Annotated in this window: 12 protein-coding genes; 4 read left to right on the forward strand and 8 right to left on the reverse strand. The window is 63.0% G+C overall.

What is annotated here, in order from left to right:
- Positions 1-581: 581 nt before the first annotated feature.
- Complete coding sequence (locus tag ACFMBG_RS18015; protein ID WP_421056085.1) at positions 582-1,556, forward strand: LysR family transcriptional regulator; 975 nt, start codon at positions 582-584, stop codon at positions 1,554-1,556.
- Between the two features lie 12 nt (positions 1,557-1,568).
- Here the strand turns inward: ACFMBG_RS18015 and ACFMBG_RS18020 are convergent, their stop codons facing one another.
- Positions 1,569-3,086, reverse strand: coding sequence for a trimethylamine methyltransferase family protein (locus ACFMBG_RS18020; RefSeq protein WP_421056086.1), 1,518 nt, complete (start codon positions 3,084-3,086; stop codon positions 1,569-1,571).
- A 188-nt stretch (positions 3,087-3,274) separates the two neighbouring features.
- Here ACFMBG_RS18020 and ACFMBG_RS18025 point away from each other — a divergent pair, with 188 nt between their 5' ends.
- Complete coding sequence (locus ACFMBG_RS18025) at positions 3,275-5,710, forward strand: GcvT family protein (RefSeq protein ID WP_421056087.1); 2,436 nt, start codon at positions 3,275-3,277, stop codon at positions 5,708-5,710.
- 66 nt (positions 5,711-5,776) lie between these two features.
- Here ACFMBG_RS18025 and ACFMBG_RS18030 read toward each other — a convergent pair whose 3' ends face one another.
- The 3 genes from ACFMBG_RS18030 to ACFMBG_RS18040 all read right to left on the reverse strand — a co-directional run bounded on the left by ACFMBG_RS18030 (position 5,777) and on the right by ACFMBG_RS18040 (position 8,940).
- Positions 5,777-7,042: an ABC transporter permease gene (locus ACFMBG_RS18030; protein WP_421056088.1), complete on the reverse strand. Its 1,266-nt coding sequence runs from the start codon at positions 7,040-7,042 to the stop codon at positions 5,777-5,779.
- Positions 7,039-7,845 (reverse strand): taurine ABC transporter ATP-binding protein, encoded by an 807-nt coding sequence (locus ACFMBG_RS18035; RefSeq protein ID WP_174145832.1) that lies wholly within the window; start codon positions 7,843-7,845, stop codon positions 7,039-7,041. The genes ACFMBG_RS18030 and ACFMBG_RS18035 overlap by 4 nt, the downstream gene beginning before the upstream one ends.
- 99 nt (positions 7,846-7,944) lie before the next feature.
- Positions 7,945-8,940 (reverse strand): taurine ABC transporter substrate-binding protein, encoded by a 996-nt coding sequence (locus ACFMBG_RS18040; protein WP_421056089.1) that lies wholly within the window; start codon positions 8,938-8,940, stop codon positions 7,945-7,947.
- Between the two features lie 207 nt (positions 8,941-9,147).
- On the opposite strand from ACFMBG_RS18040, the gene ACFMBG_RS18045 reads away from it, so the two are divergent.
- Entirely contained in the window at positions 9,148-10,119 is a 972-nt protein-coding gene (locus tag ACFMBG_RS18045; protein ID WP_421056090.1) for a LysR family transcriptional regulator, read from the forward strand.
- 147 nt (positions 10,120-10,266) lie between these two features.
- On the forward strand, positions 10,267-11,544 hold the full coding sequence (gene hisD, locus ACFMBG_RS18050; RefSeq protein WP_421056091.1) for a histidinol dehydrogenase: 1,278 nt from the start codon (positions 10,267-10,269) through the stop codon (positions 11,542-11,544).
- Between the two features lie 18 nt (positions 11,545-11,562).
- On the opposite strand, the gene ACFMBG_RS18055 is transcribed toward hisD, so the two are convergent.
- Genes ACFMBG_RS18055 through ACFMBG_RS18070 form a run of 4 tightly spaced genes read right to left on the reverse strand, consistent with a single transcriptional unit; the run spans position 11,563 to position 15,059 of the window.
- Positions 11,563-12,081 carry a nitrous oxide reductase accessory protein NosL gene (locus ACFMBG_RS18055; RefSeq protein WP_421056092.1) on the reverse strand — a complete coding sequence of 173 codons (519 nt, stop codon included), beginning with the start codon at positions 12,079-12,081 and terminating at the stop codon, positions 11,563-11,565.
- Entirely contained in the window at positions 12,078-12,899 is an 822-nt protein-coding gene (locus ACFMBG_RS18060; RefSeq protein WP_421056093.1) for an ABC transporter permease, read from the reverse strand. Before ACFMBG_RS18060 ends, ACFMBG_RS18055 begins: the two co-directional genes overlap by 4 nt.
- On the reverse strand, positions 12,896-13,798 hold the full coding sequence (locus tag ACFMBG_RS18065; RefSeq protein ID WP_421056094.1) for an ABC transporter ATP-binding protein: 903 nt from the start codon (positions 13,796-13,798) through the stop codon (positions 12,896-12,898). The genes ACFMBG_RS18060 and ACFMBG_RS18065 overlap by 4 nt, the downstream gene beginning before the upstream one ends.
- A complete protein-coding gene (locus ACFMBG_RS18070; protein WP_421056095.1) occupies positions 13,791-15,059 on the reverse strand; it encodes a nitrous oxide reductase family maturation protein NosD in 1,269 nt (422 codons plus the stop codon). Before ACFMBG_RS18070 ends, ACFMBG_RS18065 begins: the two co-directional genes overlap by 8 nt.
- Between the last annotated feature and the right edge of the window lie 3 nt (positions 15,060-15,062).

Below are 15,062 nucleotides of genomic sequence, written 5' to 3' on the forward strand. Positions count from 1 at the left end.
CAGGATGTTGATCTCCCCCGACGACGCCAGCGCGCTTTTCGCATAAAGCGGCGCCGCCAAAGCCGCAGCCCCCGCACCCCGCAATACCGAACGCCGTGAAACAGTAGCCTTTACAGTCATTTGTACAATTCTCCCTTTGGACTGGTATTTGTTATTATTGTTGTTTTGAACGGTGAAACCTTGCGGAGGCTTGCAGCGCTCCGACAGTGACAGTTTGGAAAAAAGATAAGACCAGATTGCCCATGAACTTTCTCAACATGACGCCAGTTTCAGCACAGTTAGCGGCCATTCGCGACATATTCATGTGTTGTCAGCCACACCGTTAACCCGGCAGTGCGGGTCCGGCCGGGCGGGCCGTCAACGGCCGAGTATGCTTTTTCCGGGCAGCCATAGCTTCGGCTCTCCCCTGACGGGATCGGGCTGCGAAACTGCTCCGGACCGCAGGCCGTCAAGAGCGCAGGCGCTTCCACGCCGCTGCACTGCGGGAACGCAGAACAAGCCGTTCCAATTTATTGCTATCAATATTCTGATTTTTTACGAAGACTCGTGATCCAACCCATTGAGCATGCAAGGAATACGCCATGCCGAAGCAAACCGCCCGCAAGGACCTGAGTCTCAAGGGGCTGGAACTGTTTCAGATCACCGCCCGAAAAGGGTCGCTGCAGGACGTGTCTGACGAGACCGGCCTGTCGGTCAGCACCATCTCGCACCACCTGCGCAATCTCGAAGAGCATCTGGGGGTGGAGCTGTTCAACCACAGCCGCCGCCCCATGGTGCTGACGCCCAAGGGGCAGGTCTTCCTGCGCAATATCGGCGATGCCCTGCATGCGATCCGCAAGGCCAAGGCGGAAGCCTCGGCTGGTAATATTTCCGAGGCCAGCTATCTGCGGCTTGGTACGATCGAGGATTTCGACAGCGACATCATGCCGGAGCTTGCGGTTTTCCTTTCCGCCAGCATGCCCCGCTGCGATTTCATGTATCACACCGACTCCAGCCACGCGATCCTGGCCATGCTGCGCGACCGGCAGCTGGATCTGGGCGTCACCTCCACCCCCGCCGAACGTTTGCGCGACCTGCAGGACAAGCCGCTGCTGCGTGATCCCTTTGTCGTGGTGCTGCCCAAAGCCGGTGAGCACTTGCTGCAGGAGGTGATCGAAGGGAAAAGCAAGCTGCCCTTTCTGCGGTTCACCAGCAGCCAGATCATAGCCCGGCAGATCGAGTCCCAGCTGCGCCGCATGGGGCTGTCGCTGCCGCACCGCTTTGAATGCGCCAGCAATCAGACGCTGATGGCCATGGTTGCCGCGGGCGCCGGCTGGACCATCACCACGCCGCTGCTGTTCTCCCGCGCCAAGCGGTTCCAGCCCAAGCTCAAGATGGTGGCATTCCCCGGCAAGAGCTTTTCCCGCACCCTCGCTATCGTTTCGACGCCGGATTGCTCCCGCTCGATCCTGGATCTGGTGGACAGCCGGATGCGCACGCTGATCACGGAACATGCCATCAAGCCGTTCCACGGGACCGCCCCGTGGCTGGAAAAATGGTTTACCCTGATTACCTGAGGTTCCGGCGTTTCAAAGGATCCTGAACCGCGAACGGATCTCCTTGTCTTGCGCTGCGCTCAGGTATTCGGGCCGGTGTGTCTGCAAAATCTCCTGCGCCTTTGCCCGCGCCTGTGCCCAGGCATCCGGGGCGCCTTTCTCTGCCCAGGTGCGCGGCTCATCCCGGTCGGCCAGTGACGGGTAGAAGTAATCCCGCTCCATCGCCGCATAGGTATGCTGGCCGCCTAGGAAGTGCCCCTCTCCCAGCACCGCTTCGCAGATTGCCTCGAACCCGAGGTTTTCCTCGCTCACCTCTATCCCGCGTAAGGCTCTATAGGTGTGTGAATGCATCTCGTCATCCAGCACAAACCCCTCGAAACTTGCGCCCAGAAGGGACGCGGTCATGCCGGAGCTTTCATAGATCAGGTTGCCCCCCGCCAGCGCCGCCGCCAGCGAGGTCAGTCCCTTTTCCATCCCGTACTGCGCATCAATTGCCTTGGCATCGGTCATTGAGCAGGCCACGCCTGAGGGCAGCCCCAGCCAGTTTGACAGCTGCGCCGAGGCCGCGTTCAGCACCGCCGTCTCGCCGCTGCCGCCGGAAAATGCCCCGGTACGCAGGTCGATCACCAAGGGCCAGTTGGAGAACACCATCGGAAAACCCGGCTGGATCGCATGCACCATCACCAGGCTTGCCAGGGTCTCGGCCAGAGATTGCGCCAAAAAGCCGGCCAGCGTCGCGGGCGCGGTCGCCCCGGCCTGTGCAGCGGTAATGCAGGATACCGGGATATTGTGTTTGATGCACTCATAGACGACGTCCACCGCATCCTCTCCATAGCGCATCGGCGAAATCACCGGGCTGATATGCGCCTTGAGGAAGGGGCGTTTGGAAAACTCACCAGGGCCGCCCGCGGCGATATCCAGCAACCCCACAATCGGATCCACATGCTCAGCCAGCGTGAAAGAGGTTGCCACCGGCTTGGTCGTGTTCTTCAGAAGCGCATAGACGGTGTTCACGTCGAGGTCATAGTTATCCGGCACATCGGTCGCCACGCAGCAGCGGGTGAACCAGCTGACATTGGCGAGCCTGTCCTGCAGCCGGGTGAAGCCGTGCAGGTCCTTCAGGGTCGAGGGCCGGTAGAGCCCGCTCTCCAAGTCCAGCGTCTGCACCGCCGCGCCGCCGGTGCCGAAATGCACCGCATTGCCGCCCACGGTGATTGAGCGGCTCTCGTCCCGCCCGTGCAGCACGAATGTCTTGGCCGCCTGGTCGATTGCCCGTTCCACCAGAACCGGCGGGAACAGCACCCGCCCGGCGCCATCATCCTTGGCCCCAACGGCCAAGAGATCAGCGTGCAGCCGTGGCGGAACCTCTCCCATGCCCAGCTTGGTAAGAAGATCCAGCGCCGTGCTGTAGATCCGCTCCAGCTCCGTCTGGGTCAGCGGCTTGTAAGCGCCGCCAATCTGGCCGGGCGGGCACGGATCAAAAACCGGCTTGGCCGCTCTCTGCACCAGCCGCTCCCGGCGCCCGCCTCTCTTGGTCCGCTGTTCTTCCATCTCGCGGCCTCCTGCGGCAAATCCCGGTTCCACTGTTCCTGCCGCGGCCTCCGGCTGGCAATCGCGGCCGTGGTATTCTCAAATTCCGCAAGAGGGTTTCCGAATTTTTGCAAAATACAGCCGGCCGCATTGCCGCCGCCTGCCCCCGGGCGCTTAGTCGCCTCAGATCAATCCGGAGACTCATTCCCATGAAATCGCGCACCAAGGTTGTGGTGATCGGCGGCGGCATCGCCGGCTGCTCCACCCTCTACCACCTCACTCAGGAAGGCTGGAGCGATGTCGTCCTGGTCGAACGCAACGAGCTGACCAGCGGCACCACCTGGCATTCCGCAGCACAGGTGACGAACTTCGGCATGAACCAAACGATGGTGGGGCTGAAGACGCACTCGATCAACCTCTACAAATCGCTGGCCGAAAACCCGGAATACCCGATCAACTACCACCACGGCGACGGCGGCATCAGGCTCGCCAATACCGAGGCACAGATGCAGGGCTACCGTCATTTCGCCTCGATGGCCCGCGGTATGAACGTGCATTTCGAGGTGATCGACGCAGAAGAATGCGCCCGCCGCCATCCGCTGATTTCCACCGACAACTTGATCGGCGGCCTTTGGGACCCGCTGGACGGTGATATCGACCCGGCCCAGCTGTGCCAGGCGCTGGCCTATCACGCGCGCAAGGCCGGTGCCGAGGTCTACCGCAATACGCCCGTCACCGCCCTCACCCAGCACAAGGACGACACCTGGACCGTGCACACCGAACAAGGCGACATCGACTGCGACATCGTCGTCAACGCCTGCGGCTACCGGGTGAACGAGGTGGGCGCGATGATGGGTGTGCACCACCCGGTCGCCTCGATGGAGCACCAGTATTTCCTGACCGAAGACATCCAGGGCATCATCGACGCAGGCCGCCGGATGCCGCTGATCCGCTGCCCGATCTCCGACTACTACTGCCGCCAGGAAAAGAACGGGCTGCTGATCGGCTTCTATGAGCAAGACTGCAAGACTTGGGGCATGGACGGGATCGACCCGAACTTTGTGAACGCCCTTTGCCCCGACGATCTGGAACGGGTGATGGACGTGCTGGAGGGCGCGTTCGAGAGGATGCCCGCGCTCCGCGAAACCGGCATCCGCTCGATTGTAAATGGCCCGATCACCTATACCATCGACGGTGCGCCGCTGATCGGCCCAATCCCGGGCAAGCGCAACGCCTTCTGCGCCATCGGCTTGCGCGCCGGGCTCGGCGAAGGCGGCGGCCACGGCTGGCTGCTGGCGCAGATGATCGTGCATGGGGAGGCTTGCTATGACACCTGGTGCATCGACCCGCGCCGCTTCACTACCCACGCCAATGTGGAACTGACCGCGCTGAAGGCCATTGAAGACTACCAGAACGAATTCCGCTTCCACTTCCCGCATGAGCACCGCCCGGCGGGCCGTCCGGCCAAGACAACTGCGCTGACGCCGGTGCTGGCCGCGGAGGGCGCCGAGTTCACCGTGGTGAACGGCTGGGAGCGGGTGGAGTACATCAAGCCCTCGCCGGATTTCCACCCCTCTCTCACCTTCAACTTCGACGAGGCATTCGACGTGGTCGCGGCGGAAGTAAAAAACGTCCAGGAAAACGTGGGCCTGGCCGAGGTCAATGGCTTCAACCGGTTCGAGATCACCGGTGCCGACCGGCACAGCTTCCTCGACCGCATGTTTTGCGGCACCGTCACCAAACGCGCGGGCCGCGTCGGGCTTGGCTACCTGCTGAACCACCATGGCATGGTCATTGGCGAGGCCACCGTTGCTAACCTCCCCGCCTCTGACAGAGGCCCCGAACGTGTCTGGTATGGCTCCGCCGCCGCCAGCGAATTCCACGACATGGACTGGCTCAGCCAGCACATCCGGCCCGGCGAAGACGTGCAGATCCGCTCCCTCACCAATGACCAGACCATCCTGGTCCTGGCCGGCCCCCGGGCACGGAACGTGCTCGCAGCCTGCGCCCGGGGCGACTGGTCGGCAACGGCCTTCCCCTGGCTGTCGGTGCGCGAATGCTTCATCGGCTTCGCGCCCGCCACGGTGATGGGCGTCAGCTTCTCTGGCGAACTGGCGTATGAGATCCATGTCCCCAACGCCTCGCTCCTTGCCGCCTATCTGGCGCTGCGGAAGGCGGGTGAGGAGCACGGGCTCAAACTTTTCGGCGCCCGCGCAGTCGAGTCGATGAGGATGGAGAAAGGCTTCCTGCACTGGAAAGCCGACCTGATTACCGAATTCGATCCGTTCGAGACCGGGCTGGACCGTTTCGTGAAGCTGGAGAAAGGCGATTTCATCGGGCGCGAAGCCTTGCTGAAACGCCAATCCGAAGGCGACCGCAAGAAGCTGGTCACATTGCAGGTTGATGCCACCAACGCCCCGGCCCATGGCGGCGCCTCGCTGATGCAGGGGAACAAGGTTGTGGGCACCGTGACCTCCGGCGATTGGGGACACCGGGTGGGGATGAACCTGGCCTATGCATTTGTTGAACCGGACCTGGCGGCAGAGGGCAGCAGCATGCAACTCGACCTCTGCGGCAATCTGGTCGCGGCGACAGTTATCGCCCCATCGCCCTATGACCCCGGCTTCGATCACATCCGCGGCTGATGCCTCCCCAAACAGCAAAACGCCCGGAGATTTCCCCGGGCGTTTTCATTTGTCTTGCAGCTAGGATCAGCTGCGGCCTTTCCACGGCACCAGCCAGTTCTCGGCCTTGCGCATCAGGATGTCGATGCCATAGCCGATGATCCCGATCAGCACGATGCCCATGATCACGATATCGGTCAGCTGGAACTTGGACGCGGCGATGATCATCATGCCCGCGCCCTTCTGCGCGGCAACCAGTTCGGCAGCCACAACCGTACCCCAGCAGACCCCCATTGCCACCCGCGCGCCGGTGAAGATTTCCGGCAGTGAGTTCGGCACGATCACATGGCGCATGATCTGCCACTTGGAGGCGCCCAGTGAATAGGCCGCGTGGATCTTGGAGATGTTCACCCCGGACACCCCGGCCCGCGCGGCAATCGTCATGATCCAGAGTGCAGCCAGGAAAAGCAGGACGATCTTGCCGGTCTCCCAGATGCCGAACCAGATGATCACCAGCGGGATCAGCGCCAGCGGCGGCACCGGGCGCATGAACTCGACAATCGGGTCGAACCAGCCGCGGAACCAGCCTGAAAGACCCATCGCATAGCCCAGCGGAATGCCGACAATCGCACCGGTCACGAACCCGGCGATCACCCGCGCCAGCGACCAGCCCAGATGCTGCCACAGCGAGAAGTTCTGATACCCTTCGGATGCGATTTCAAAGAACCGCGCCACCACAGTTTCCGGGGCCGGCAGCCAGATCGGGTTCATCTGCATCCCGGCACTGGGGGTAAAGCTGATCGCACCCTTGCCGGTCAGCGACACGGTGCCATCGCCGGTATCCACGGCCGTTCCCGGCCCGATCGGCTCCCCGTTGATCGCCACCACCTTGGCGCCTTCCTTGCGTTTGGCGTCGTCATTGCGATCGAAAATCAGGGTGGTTGACCTCCCGGCCTGTGCCGCCAAACCATCGTTTTTGGCAAAACCGTTGCCCGGGTCCACCTCGAACTTGGGGCTTTCCTCGCCGAACCCGGCCACCCGGACCACGACCTCCGCATCGTCGGTGCTGCCTTCGGCGTTTTCCAGCGTGTAGGTAAAACTTGTTTCCCCGCTAAACGGCCCCGGCACATGGAGGGGAAACAGCTTGGAGCCAGTGAACGCCGCCCAGATCACAAAGATCACCAGAACTGAAATGATCGACGCCGCCCGGTCCGGGCTCACGGCGCTTTCGTCGCCGAATGTCACGGTCTTCAGGCTGGTGAAGTCATGCCGCGACTGCATTCCGCGGCGGATCAGATGCACCAGGAAAAAGGCCCCGGCAAACAGCGCGATATAGAAAATCAGGACTGTCATGCCACTTGCTCCGTCCGGCCCATGATTTCCTCTTCCATCTCCCAGATCATCGAGAGGATCTCATCGCGGGTCTCGGCAAAGCCTTCGGATTTCTTGACGTCGCGCAGGTCGGCATTCACCCCGCGCTCGGCAAAGGGCAGCTGGTATTCGCGGTGGATGCGTCCTGGCCGCGGCGCCATCACGATCAGCCGCTCACCCAGCAGCAAGGCTTCCTCCACCGAGTGGGTGATCAGGATGATGGTTTTGCCGGTCTCCTTCCATAGCTTCAGGACCAAACCTTGCATCTTTTCCCGCGTCAGCGCGTCCAGCGCGCCCAGCGGCTCATCCATCAGGATCACATCCGGCTCATTCGCCAGGCAGCGGGCCAGAGCCACACGCTGCTGCATACCGCCGGACAGCTCATAAACCGCCTTTTCCTTGAAGTCCTGCAAGCCGACAATTTCCAGCAAGTGGTCGGAAATCTTCTCCCGCTCCGCCTTGCCCATGCCCTTCATGCGGGGCCCGAATTCCACATTGTCGCGCACGTTCATCCACTCGAACAGCGCGCCCTTCTGGAACACCATCCCGCGCTCCGCGTCCGGCCCGGTGACCACATGGCCGTTCAGCTCCACAGCGCCCTCGGTAGGGGCCAGGAAGCCCGCCAGGATGTTCAGCAGCGTGGTCTTGCCGCAGCCCGATGGCCCCAGCACCGACAGCAACTCCCCCGCCTGCAAATTCAATGAAACGTCTTTCAGCGCCTGGACCGAACTGCCGTTGGGCAGGTCAAAACGCATGGAGACACTCTTGATGTCTAGTCCCGACATCTTTTCCCCTTCCTGTTAGGGCCTTGCGGCATTCGCCCTGCAACCCTGGATGCAAACGGCCCGAGGTCCGGGCCGTTCGACATAGTCAAATTGCGCGGCTCAGTTCTGCGCTGCTGCCAGCGGGGCGCCATTGACGGCCCCATCGTAGGAATCCAGGGCCGCTTCGATGCTGCCCGCATTCACAAAGATGTCGGCCACGCCCTTCATGAAGTTCTGCGCGCCGCCGCCCAGCCATTTCTCCGACAGTTGCTCTTCTGCTGACGGGAAGCTGAAGGTAGCGATCGTGGCCTCGGCATCGGCCAGGTCCATGCCGGCGTCCTTGGCAATGACCGGCAGCATCTCGTCCTTGCGGTCGCCCGAGTTCCACATGGCGTTGGCGTCTGCGGTCACTTTCAGGAATTGACTCAACAGCGCCCCTTCGGACTCGACGAAACCGGCCGGCGCGCTGGTCACGTCGAACACCAGGATGCCCAGCTCTTCCTTCTCCGCACCGGTCAGCAGCACGTTGCCATGCTCCAGCATCCGCCGCAGCGCGCCGCCCCAGCCGCAGACCATGTCCAGGTTGCCCTGGGCAAAGGCCGCCGCACCGTCCGCGGGCGCCATGTCGACGATTTCCATCGAGCCGACGTCAACGCCGAAATGCGCCATCTGCGACAGGAAGCCGTAATGCGCTGCGGTGCCGATCGGCACGCCGACTTTCTTGCCGTTCAGCTCACCGGCGCTGTCTTTGTCGATCTCCAGCGCTTCGGCCACCACGCAGTTGTCGTTGTCGGAATAGCTCACCGCCACGTCCACTGCCTGCAGATCCTGCCCGGCGGAAGTTGCTACCACAAACGGCGGCACGCCCTGGCTCACGGCAATCTGAACGTCGCCCGAAGCCATCGCCGCCGACATCGCCGTGCCGGTATCGAAGGACACCCAGTTGATCTTGACACCCATCTCTTCCTCATAGGTGCCGTTGGCCTTGGCAAACTGGAAGGGCATCGGCCATTCCAGGAAATAGGCCACGGTGATTTCGTCCAGCGCCGACGCCGACGTCGCGGAAATCGCGGCAGCCGCCGCACAGGCTGTTGAAAGCAGGTACTTTTTGATCATATTAATGGTTCTCCCAGTTGTCACGCCGGACCCGTTCTGCGCGGGCCTCAAGGCTTTGATTTTTGCACGGCAAACCATATCCGGGAAGACATTTCGCTGTAGAATAAAATTACACTTGCAGCGAAAGTAAAACCTAGTTTCGATTTTTTCGGATGTATTGGTGCATTTCCGCGGATAGCATATGCAAACCGCAAGGGAGGACCGCATATGCAAAAGACGCTGAGTCTGCGTTGGCTGGAAGTGTTTCAGCTGATCTCAAAATCCGGGTCGATACAGAAGGTCGCTGCGGAAACCGGGCTGTCGATCAGCACCGTGTCCAACCATCTGCGCAGCCTGGAAAGCGCGCTTGGCGTTGATCTGGTGGACCATACCCGCCGCCCGATGGGGCTGACACCCGCCGGGGTGGTCTTTGCCCGCTATGTTTATGAGGGTCTGATGACGCTTAAGCGCGGCGAAGCGGAAATCCGGTCCGGCAGCTGGCAGCACGCCACCGACTTGCGGATGGCGCTGCTCGATGATTTCGACAATGAGGTTGGCCCGGAGCTGTTCCAGTTCCTCTCCACCGCCCTGCCCCGCTGCAATTTCCGCCACTACACCCGGCCCAGCCATGAGATCATCGGAAAGCTGCAGGAGCAGAAACTGGATGCAGGCGTTGCGACCCGCCCGGCCGGGCTGCTGCCGGATCTGATCGAGTACCCCCTGATGCGCGATCCGTTCATTCTGGTGGTGCCCGCGGGATACACCGGCAGTGTCGAGGAACTGACCAAACCGGATGCGCCGCTGCCCTTCCTGCGCTATTCCCGCGACCACACCATCGGCAAGCAGATCGAGACCCAGCTGACCCGGCTCAAGATCTCGCTGCCCAACCGGTTCGAGCTGGAATGCAACCAGTCGATCATCGGCCTGGTGTCCGAGGGCAGCGGCTGGACCATCACCACCGCCGCCAGCTACCACCGCGCCCAGCGCTTCCACGAAAAAGTCAAAGTGGTGCGCTTCCCAGGTAAAAGCTTTGCCCGAACAGTGTCCCTGTTCACCACCAGCGTTTATCCCGCCGCCACGTCGCAGCTAATTCACGAGGCCCTGCAGAAGTCCCTGCGGCATCACTTTACCGATCCGATCATCCAGCGCTTTCCTTGGCTGGGCGAGGAATTCCGGACTCTGCCTTCAGGCGCAGGCTGACCGCTAGGGCAATTAGAAACAAACATCCGTGTTTTTCGAAACCCTTGGGTCACGGCTTGACCGTCCGGCCCGCCAGCCGCTGTCTTAGGCGCAATCCGCGCTGTGCGCTTCCTGCACATCCGGCGGCTGTTCGAGGAATTTGGAAACATGGCAATCACCTATCTGAAACAGGCACCGGCGCGCCCCGCCGCTGAAAGCAGCGATATCCGCGACACCGTCGCCGTAATGCTCGCCAACATTCAGCGCGAGGGAGAGGACGCCGTGCGCCGCTACGCGGAAAAGCTCGACGGCTGGACCGGACCCATCGTAGTCACCGGCGCCCAGCGCCGTGCCGCCTGCAACCGGGTTGCGGATCAGCTCAAGGAGGATATCCAGTTCGCCCATGCCAACATCCGCCGTTTTGCCGAAGCGCAGAAGGCCACGATGGGTGAATGCGAAGTGGAAGTGATCCCCGGCCTGATCGCGGGCCAAAAGCAGATCCCGGTCTCCAGTGCCGGCTGCTACGTGCCGGGCGGCCGCTACAGCCATATCGCCAGCGCACTGATGACCATCACCACTGCCAAGGTGGCAGGCGTGCCGCACATCACCGCAGTCTCGCCGCCACGGCCCGGCAGCGGCATTCCCGACGCCATCATCTATGCCATGGACCTTTGCGGCGCCGACCTGATCCTGAACTTGGGCGGAGTGCAGGGCATAGCCGCCATGGCCCGGGGCCTGTTCGGCGCCCAGCCGGCCGACATCCTGGTCGGGCCCGGCAATTCCTTTGTGGCAGAGGCCAAGCGGATGCTGTTCGGCGAAGTCGGCATCGACATGTTTGCAGGCCCCACCGACTCTCTGGTCATCGCCGACCACACCGCCGATGCGGAAACCGTCGCCTGGGATCTGGTCAGCCAGGCCGAACACGGCGCCGACAGCCCGGTCTGGCTGGTCACCACCAGCGAAGCGCTGGCCAAGGGTGTGATGGCCCGCGCGCAGGCGCTGATTGATCAGCTTCCCGAACCCAACCTCTCCGCCGCCCACCGCGCCTGGCACGAACGCGCTGAGGTGGTTCTCTGCGGCAGCCGGGAAGAGGCCGCTCTGGTGGCTGACCGCTACGCCCCCGAACATCTGCAGGTGCAGGCAGAGGACCTGGACTGGTGGCTGGACCGTCTCACCGCCTATGGCTCGCTGTTTCTGGGCAAGGAGACCACAGTGTCCTTCGGCGACAAGACCTCAGGTCCCAACCACGTGCTGCCCACCAGCGGTGCTGCGCGTTATACCGGCGGGCTTTCGGTGCACAAGTTTACAAAGACCGTCACCTGGCAGCGCTGCAACGCCGCCGCCTCGCATGAGCTGGCCCAGCGCACCGCCCGCATCAGCCGGATGGAAGGGATGGAAGGCCACGCTATCGCCGCTGAGATGCGGCTTCAGCCGGAGACCGCCTGAGGCAATACGTCGAACCGCTCAGGACGGCGTCTCCAGCCTTTGGTCCAGATCAACCGGCCCCAGCACGGCCTCGTCAGGTATACCCTCGAACCCGGCGACAGAGCCACCATAGCGCTCAGCAAACCGCGCGGCGTCCTCAGGCGAAGCAAAGGGGACGACTTCCGGCGCCCCCATGCCGCCGGCGACGTTGGAACCGACCACGAAATGCGCCTGCCTGGCATCGATCCAATTCTTGGTGCCAGGATGTTCCCAGCTTGGTGCCGCGCCCATGTCGCTCACATAGATGGCAGTGATATCCGCATCCCGTTCCGGGCTTTTCACATAGGCCGCCAGATCGCGCACCTGGGCAAAGAACAGGGGTGCCGGAAAACCGTCCAGATGGATTTGTCCCTTGGGTCCGCCGTGTTCAGCGACATTCATCTGGCAGAAGTAGCTGAGCGCCGCCTCTGTCAGCTCCACCGGAGCAGGCGGCGCCTTGGCCTCCTCCTCCTGGCAGGCAGACAGCACCAATGCGGCAGCAAGGATCAGGCGTTTCATGGCTCCACCCTCCGGAATGCAGCGCAGGCCAGCAGGAAGCCCAGCGCGGGCCATAGCAAGAGCGACAGTGGCGCGGCCCAGGCGGGCAGCGCACTCGCCGCGCCAGCCATGCCGCTGGACAGCGCCACGCTTTCCGAGGCCGCCACATTCCACAGCCGGAAGGCATCCGCCGGGTTGGCGACCATCACCCACGGGAAAATCTTCTGGGTGAATATCCCGCCGCTGTCCATCACTACGGCCCCAAGCAGGCCAAGGTCATAGAGCACCACAAACACCAGCCACACACCCGCAGACAGACCCGCCGCGGCAGTTGCACTGCTGCTAAGCGCCGACAACGCATAGCCCAGCACGAGGAACACCGCCCCCAGCAGGATCGAGGTCAGCACCAGCCGCCCCAGTGCCATCAGGCTCTCCGGCCCCGCGCCGCCGAACCAGGCGGCAACCGCACCCGCCGCACCAAAGCCAATGATCATGGCAACCGCCAGGGCTGCCAGATGCGCCATCAGCTTGCCCAAGAGGATCTCTGCCCGCCCAGCAGGATAGGCCAAGAGCAAAGCAAGGCTGCCCCGGTCGCGGTCGCCCGCCACCGCGTCAAACCCCATCATCAGCGCCAGCAAAGGCGCCAGGTAGACCGACAGCGTTGTCATCGAAGCTACCGAGACCGTCAGCATGTCCACCCCCAGCGTTCCCGTCGGCGCCGATCCGGCAAAGGACAGCGCCAGCGCAAAGGCCAGCATGATCAGCGTGGCCATGAACAGCCAGCGGTTGCGCCGCAGGATCAGCATCTCGGCACGGGCAATGGCAAAGGCACGTCTCATTTGCGGTCCTCCCCGGAATAATGGCGATAGAGGTCTTCCAGCCGCGGCGGCACCATGTCGATATCGGCCACCGCGTCACCCATGGCGGCGATTTTGCGCAGCTCGGCCATCTTGTCCTGCGGTGAACACAGGATCTCGACCGAGGCGCCGTTGATCCGCCGCCCGCCGGTCTGGGCAGCGATCCGGTCAGCCTCTGCCCCGCTGGCCTGCACCCGCAGCTTGACCGGCAGCCCGGCCTGGGCCGACAGGCCCGCCAGCGTGTCGTCCGCCACTTTCACGCCCTTGCGCAGGATGGCGATGCGGTCGGTGCGCGCCTCCACCTCGGTCAGGGCGTGGGAGGCGATCAGCACCGCTGCGCCCTGTTCGGCCAGTTCGTTGATGATCGCGTAAAGGTCCTGCCGCGAGATCGGGTCCAGCCCGCTGGTCGGCTCGTCCAGCAGCGCCAGCTTCGGGCGACCCAACAGCACCTGCGCCAAGCCCAGCCGCTGCCGCATCCCCTTGGAATAGGCGCCAATGCGGCGGTGCATCGCCTCGCCCAGACCAACCCGTTGCAAGAGGCCGTCAATGTCCGCGCGTTCGCCGGCCAGGCGGGCAAACAGCGACAGCTGCTCATGCCCGGTCAACGCCGGGTGGAAGCTGACGGCCTCTGGCAGAAAGGCGGTGGCGGCCCGCGCCGCAGCACTGCCGGGGGCTGCACCGCAAATGCGGATGCTGCCGCCCTCATGCCGGATCAGGCCCAGTACTGCCTTGATCAGCGTCGACTTACCCGCGCCGTTGTGACCCAAGAGAGCTAGACGCTCGCCCGGCGCGATGTCCAGGTCGATGCCATGCAGCACCTGGGTCCTGCCGCGGAACTTGTCCAGCGCGCGGATCTGCAGCGGGCTGTTTGCGTTATCCATCTTGTTCAACCTTTCTGGCGGCTCCGGGCCGCTCCGGCCGCATCAGCGGGTGGCTGTCGATCACCCCGCCGGGCAGCAGCGCCGGGAACGCCGACTGCGACCAGCGCACCAGCTGCACCGCGGGCGAACCCATCAAGAGTTTCGCCGCCGGCTGGGTCCACAGCACATGGTCCATGCTGTCATTCGGACGGTAGGGCGCATCGGCGATGCCATTTCCGTCCACGTCAAAGCCTGCGAAGTCGGACCAGTAGTTGCCACGGCCCTCCTCGCTCCACTCCACCCATTTGGTGGAGACAAATTTCACCTGATGCCGGTTGCCGACAAAGGCGTTCCCAACCATCCGGTTCCCATCGCTGCCGGCGGTGAAATGGATACCGATCCCGCAGCCCTCGAACCAGTTGCCGGAGAAATCATTCTTGTGCGCGTTATAGAGGAAGGTGCACTTATCCTTGGCTCCCTTCACATAATTGCCGCGCACCTCGCCCTGGTTGGCGTAGTTCAGCATCACCCCGTGATCGCGGTCATTCAGCGAGACATTCCCGGTCACCTTGACCCGTTTGGAGAACATCACGGCATAGCCCAGGTGATTGCCGATCGAGACATTGCCCGACACCTCGGAATTGTCAGCGTACATGTAATGCACGGCAAAACGCAGATCGCGGAAGGTGTTGTTCGTAAACGTGTTCTTCTTGGAGCTGTTCACAAAGATCCCGTCGCGGCCAAAGCGGATGTCGTTGCCATCCACCACCGCGCCCGGTGCGTTCCAGACATAGACCCCGTTGCCGCGGGCATTCATGTGCCGGTCCAGGCGGCCCTCGATCCGGTTGCCTTGCACGAGGCTGTCCTTGGCGCCGTGTATGTCCACGCCGTAAAGGTTGCCCAGCAGCACATTGTTCAGGATCCGCGGTGCCTTCGCGGTCTTGGTCAGCTTGATGCCGCTGTCGATCTCCTGATGCGAGGAGCCGGAGCCGACAACCGTCAGGTTTTGCACGGTCACGCCGGGGCCGGTCACCGTGATGACCGACCCCAGCCCCCGGCCGTCCAATGTGGCGTGGCCCTGCCCGTCCAGGGTGACAGGCCGGTCCAGCACCAGAGTTTCGGCATATTCGCCGGCGGCGAGGCGGAGGGTGTCGCCATCCACCGCCTGCGCCAGTGTCTCAGCGATGGCCCCTGCCCGGTTGGGCACATCCCAATCCGCCGCCCACGCAGGCGCCAGGCCGGCAAGGGCCGCAACCAGGGATATGGGCAGGAGCCGTTTCATGGC

Source organism: Leisingera coralii (assembly GCF_049056525.1).
Lineage (GTDB): Bacteria > Pseudomonadota > Alphaproteobacteria > Rhodobacterales > Rhodobacteraceae > Leisingera > Leisingera coralii.

What these genes read in the sequence shown, in the direction of transcription:
- ACFMBG_RS18015 (WP_421056085.1), top strand. Translation starts at nt 582, where the DNA reads ATGCCGAAGCAAACCGCCCGCAAGGACCTGAGTCTCAAGGGGCTGGAA.
- ACFMBG_RS18030 (WP_421056088.1), bottom strand. Translation starts at nt 7,042, where the DNA reads ATGACAGTCCTGATTTTCTATATCGCGCTGTTTGCCGGGGCCTTTTTC.
- ACFMBG_RS18065 (WP_421056094.1), bottom strand. Translation starts at nt 13,798, where the DNA reads ATGGATAACGCAAACAGCCCGCTGCAGATCCGCGCGCTGGACAAGTTC.
- ACFMBG_RS18045 (WP_421056090.1), top strand. Translation starts at nt 9,148, where the DNA reads ATGCAAAAGACGCTGAGTCTGCGTTGGCTGGAAGTGTTTCAGCTGATC.
- ACFMBG_RS18070 (WP_421056095.1), bottom strand. Translation starts at nt 15,059, where the DNA reads ATGAAACGGCTCCTGCCCATATCCCTGGTTGCGGCCCTTGCCGGCCTG.
- ACFMBG_RS18020 (WP_421056086.1), bottom strand. Translation starts at nt 3,086, where the DNA reads ATGGAAGAACAGCGGACCAAGAGAGGCGGGCGCCGGGAGCGGCTGGTG.
- ACFMBG_RS18055 (WP_421056092.1), bottom strand. Translation starts at nt 12,081, where the DNA reads ATGAAACGCCTGATCCTTGCTGCCGCATTGGTGCTGTCTGCCTGCCAG.
- hisD (WP_421056091.1), top strand. Translation starts at nt 10,267, where the DNA reads ATGGCAATCACCTATCTGAAACAGGCACCGGCGCGCCCCGCCGCTGAA.
- ACFMBG_RS18035 (WP_174145832.1), bottom strand. Translation starts at nt 7,845, where the DNA reads ATGTCGGGACTAGACATCAAGAGTGTCTCCATGCGTTTTGACCTGCCC.
- ACFMBG_RS18060 (WP_421056093.1), bottom strand. Translation starts at nt 12,899, where the DNA reads ATGAGACGTGCCTTTGCCATTGCCCGTGCCGAGATGCTGATCCTGCGG.
- ACFMBG_RS18025 (WP_421056087.1), top strand. Translation starts at nt 3,275, where the DNA reads ATGAAATCGCGCACCAAGGTTGTGGTGATCGGCGGCGGCATCGCCGGC.
- ACFMBG_RS18040 (WP_421056089.1), bottom strand. Translation starts at nt 8,940, where the DNA reads ATGATCAAAAAGTACCTGCTTTCAACAGCCTGTGCGGCGGCTGCCGCG.